Origin of the sequence: Kribbella sp., assembly GCF_035687465.1 — a bacterium.
GTDB lineage: Bacteria > Actinomycetota > Actinomycetes > Propionibacteriales > Kribbellaceae > Kribbella.
The window spans coordinates 1-3,189 of the sequence record NZ_DASRXP010000563.1 but is presented as its reverse complement, the minus strand read 5'-3'; the positions used below and the strand labels follow the sequence as shown (position 1 = coordinate 3,189).

4 protein-coding genes are annotated in these 3,189 nt (G+C 70.1%); 1 reads left to right on the top strand and 3 read right to left on the bottom strand.

The window, feature by feature from the left end:
- Positions 1-858, top strand: an 858-nt coding sequence (locus tag VFG33_RS29870; RefSeq protein ID WP_325056325.1) for a Gmad2 immunoglobulin-like domain-containing protein, incomplete at its 5' end; no start/stop codon positions are given.
- Position 859: 1 nt separating this feature from the next.
- On the opposite strand, the gene VFG33_RS29865 is transcribed toward VFG33_RS29870, so the two are convergent.
- The 3 genes from VFG33_RS29865 to VFG33_RS29855 form a co-directional block, all read right to left on the bottom strand.
- Positions 860-1,525: a class I SAM-dependent methyltransferase family protein gene (locus VFG33_RS29865; RefSeq protein ID WP_325056324.1), complete on the bottom strand. Its 666-nt coding sequence runs from the start codon at positions 1,523-1,525 to the stop codon at positions 860-862.
- Between the two features lie 73 nt (positions 1,526-1,598).
- A complete protein-coding gene (locus tag VFG33_RS29860; protein ID WP_325056323.1) occupies positions 1,599-2,315 on the bottom strand; it encodes a 16S rRNA (uracil(1498)-N(3))-methyltransferase in 717 nt (238 codons plus the stop codon).
- Between the two features lie 10 nt (positions 2,316-2,325).
- The coding region (locus VFG33_RS29855; RefSeq protein WP_325056322.1) for a DnaJ C-terminal domain-containing protein at positions 2,326-3,189 on the bottom strand (864 nt) is incomplete at its 5' end.

Here is a 3,189-nt window from a genome sequence, read left to right as displayed (position 1 = left end):
TCCACCAGCAGTGCCGGAGCCGCGGTGACCCCCCAGCCGACTGCAGAGCAGTCCGTGCCGCCGGGCGATCCGACCACCACCCCGTCAGCGCCCGAGCCCGCCGTCACGACCAAGCCGACCCGGGCCGGCACGCTCGAACCGATCACGTCCAAGTCGGTGCCGGTTTACTGGTTGGGTGACTCGGTCGGCGCCACCACCGGCCCGAAGGTTCGGCTCTACCGGACGTTCACCGAGATCAAGGGCCGTCCGGCGTTCGAGGCGCTCCAACTGATGACCGCCGCCAAGTCGGACGACCCGGACTACCAGTCCCCCTGGGTGGGCGCGACCGTCGGTTCGGTGAGTCGTTCCGACGGCTTGATCACCGTCGACTTCAAGCAACTGCCCAAGCAACGCCTGACGTCGGACGTGGCCGGCGTCGCGCTCCAGCAACTGGTCTACACGGTCCAGGGCGCGATGCAGCTGACCGAGCCGGTCGAGGTCACCGCGCAGGGAAAGCCCGCCACCCAGCTGTTCGGCATGGAGGTCAAGCAGCCGCTGAGCCGGGCGAAGACCCTCGACGTCCAGGCCCTGATCTGGGTCGAGTCCCCGCGCAACGGCGCGGTCGTGCGCACCCCGCTCAAGGTCAGCGGGATCGCGGCCGCGTTCGAGGCGCAGGTCAACTGGCGGATCACGTCCGAGTCCACCCGGCAGGTGGTCGCCGAAGGTCCCGCCAGTACGAAGGAAGCCGGCATGCTGCTGCCGTACTCCTTCACGGTGAAGGCGCTCCCGGCCGGCAGCTACCGGCTCGACGTCTTCGAATTCTCCGCCGAGGACGGCCGCCAGACCTCCACCGACAGCAAGACCATCTACGTCAAGTAGCTCAGCGGATGAAGGTGAAGAGCCGTCGGCCGGTGAGCAGCGGCTTCGGCTCGGCGGTGAGGCGGTGTACGCCGACGGACCAGGTGACGTCCTCGGGCGTGTCGAGGGAGACCTGCTCGAAACCGGCCTCGGTGAACCACTTGTGGATCGACGGCAGTAGGTCCGGCTTGCTGACGCTTTCCTCGCCGCCGGCATGGTCCGGTCTGCCGCGGGTCCAGATCACCGAGGCGCCCGGCGTACAGAACTGGGGCAGGGCGTGGATCGTCGTCTCGATGTCGGAGTCGGTGATGTTGCCGAACACCCCGCAGAACAGCACGAGGTCCGCGGGCACGGCGCCTGCGTAGCTGTCGGTCACCCCCGCGTCGCCCTCGACCACCTCGACCCCGGTCAGCCCGTTCACCTTCGCCGCGGCCCGCGCGATCGCGACGTTGCGGTGATCCAGCTCGACCAGCCGAGCGGCGACCTCGCCGCGGCCGGGGTGCGTAGCCAGCACCTCCAGGAGGTCCCGGCCCTGACCCGCGCAAGCGCTGATCGCGCGGACCGGTTGGTCATCCCGCGCTGCCAGATGGGCGCGGATCGCCCGCTGGACCGATTTCAGTCGACGACTCAGCGGCGAAGCCTCTTCCTCGTACGACGTGTGCCAATCGAGCCAGTCCGTCGAAGTCATGCCGGCCTTCCTGAGTTGCCTGGTGGTCCGGGTAGTCCTGCGTTGCTGGTAGTGAAGGGCCTCGTTGGTGGTATCAGATCCAGCGGGTCTTGGCCAGTAGTACTGCCACGGCAGCTACTCCTGCGGTCGAGGTCCTCAGGACCGTGTCACCGAGCAGGACGGGCTCGGCCTTGAACGCCTCCAGCTCGGCCGGCGTGATGCCGCCCTCTGGACCGACGACCACCACGAGATCCCCGGAAAGCGGTGGCGTCAGCGAGGCGAGCCGGAGCTTCGCCTCCTCATGCAGCACCACGGCGCAGGCCGCGTCACCCACCAACTGAGCCACCTCGGCGGTCGAGGCGATCGGGGCGACCTCGCTGAACCACGCGCGGCGCGACTGCTTGCTTGCTTCGAAAGCCCAAGCCTGCCACTTCGTCCGCGTCTTCGCGACCCGCTCGGGATTCGAACGGAACTGACTGCGCTCCGCGTTCCACGGCACGATCACATCGGCGCCGACCTCGGTGAGCATCTCGACGGCCAACTCGGCCCGCTCTCCCTTCGGTAACGCCTGTACTACGACCAGCCGCGGGCTCGGGGCCGGAACCACCTCCCGGTGATCCACGGCCACGGTCAGGCCCGTCTTCGAGGCAGCCGTGACCGGGCCCTCCGCGAAGGACCCGTGCCCGTCGGTCAGCCGGATGCGCTCGCCCGGAGCGATCCGCCGTACGACGGACGCGTGGCGGCCCTCGGCACCGTCCAGCACCAGTTCGGAGCCGGCCAGGTCAGGCAGGTAGAAGACGGCGAGTCCCATCGTCGCGCAGTCAGTGATTCCCGAAGGCGTCGCGCAGGCGTCCGAAGACACCCTTGTGCGCGGCCTGGACGTGACCCTGCGGGCGCTCCTCGCCGCGTGCCTCGGCGAGCGACCGCAGCAGCCCGGCCTGGGAGTCGTCCAGCTTGGTCGGGGTCTCGACGATGACCTGCACGATCAGATCACCACGACCCGCGTGCCGCAGCCGCGGAACTCCCCGGGCGGTGAGCGTCATCGCCATACCGGACTGGGTGCCCGGGCGGATCTCCAGCGGGGTGGTCTCGCCTTCCAGCGTCGGCAGGTCGATCGTGGTGCCGAGCGCGGCCGCGGTCATCGGGAGGGTGACCGTGCAGTGCAGGTCGTCACCGCTGCGGGTGAAGATCTCGTGCTGCTCGACCTCGATCTCGACGTACAGGTCGCCGGCCGGGCCGCCGCCGGGGCCGACCTCGCCCTGACCGGTCAGCTGCACCCGGGTCCCGCTGTCGACGCCGCCGGGGATCTTGACGGTGACGGTCCGCCGCGAGCGGACCCGGCCGTCGCCGGCGCACTCGACACACGGGTTCGGGATGGTGGTGCCGAAGCCGCGGCAGTTGGGGCACGGGCGCATCGTCCGGACCTCGCCGAGGAACGAACGCTGCGTGTGGGTGACCTCGCCCCGGCCGTGACAGATCTCGCAGGTGACCGGCTCGGAGCCGGCGGCCGCGCCGGACCCGGAACAGGTCGGGCACAGGACCGCGGTGTCGACCTTCAGCTCGCGGGTCGTCCCGAAGGCCGCCTCGGCGAGGTCGATCCGGAGCGGGATCAGCGCGTCCTGACCCCGCCGGGTGCGCGGTCGCGGACCCCTGGTGGCGCCGCCGGTCTGGCCGAAGAACGCGTC

Excerpts from the sequence above, each read along its gene's own strand:
- VFG33_RS29865 (WP_325056324.1), bottom strand. The coding sequence starts at position 1,525 with ATGACTTCGACGGACTGGCTCGATTGGCACACGTCGTACGAGGAAGAG.
- VFG33_RS29860 (WP_325056323.1), bottom strand. The coding sequence starts at position 2,315 with ATGGGACTCGCCGTCTTCTACCTGCCTGACCTGGCCGGCTCCGAACTG.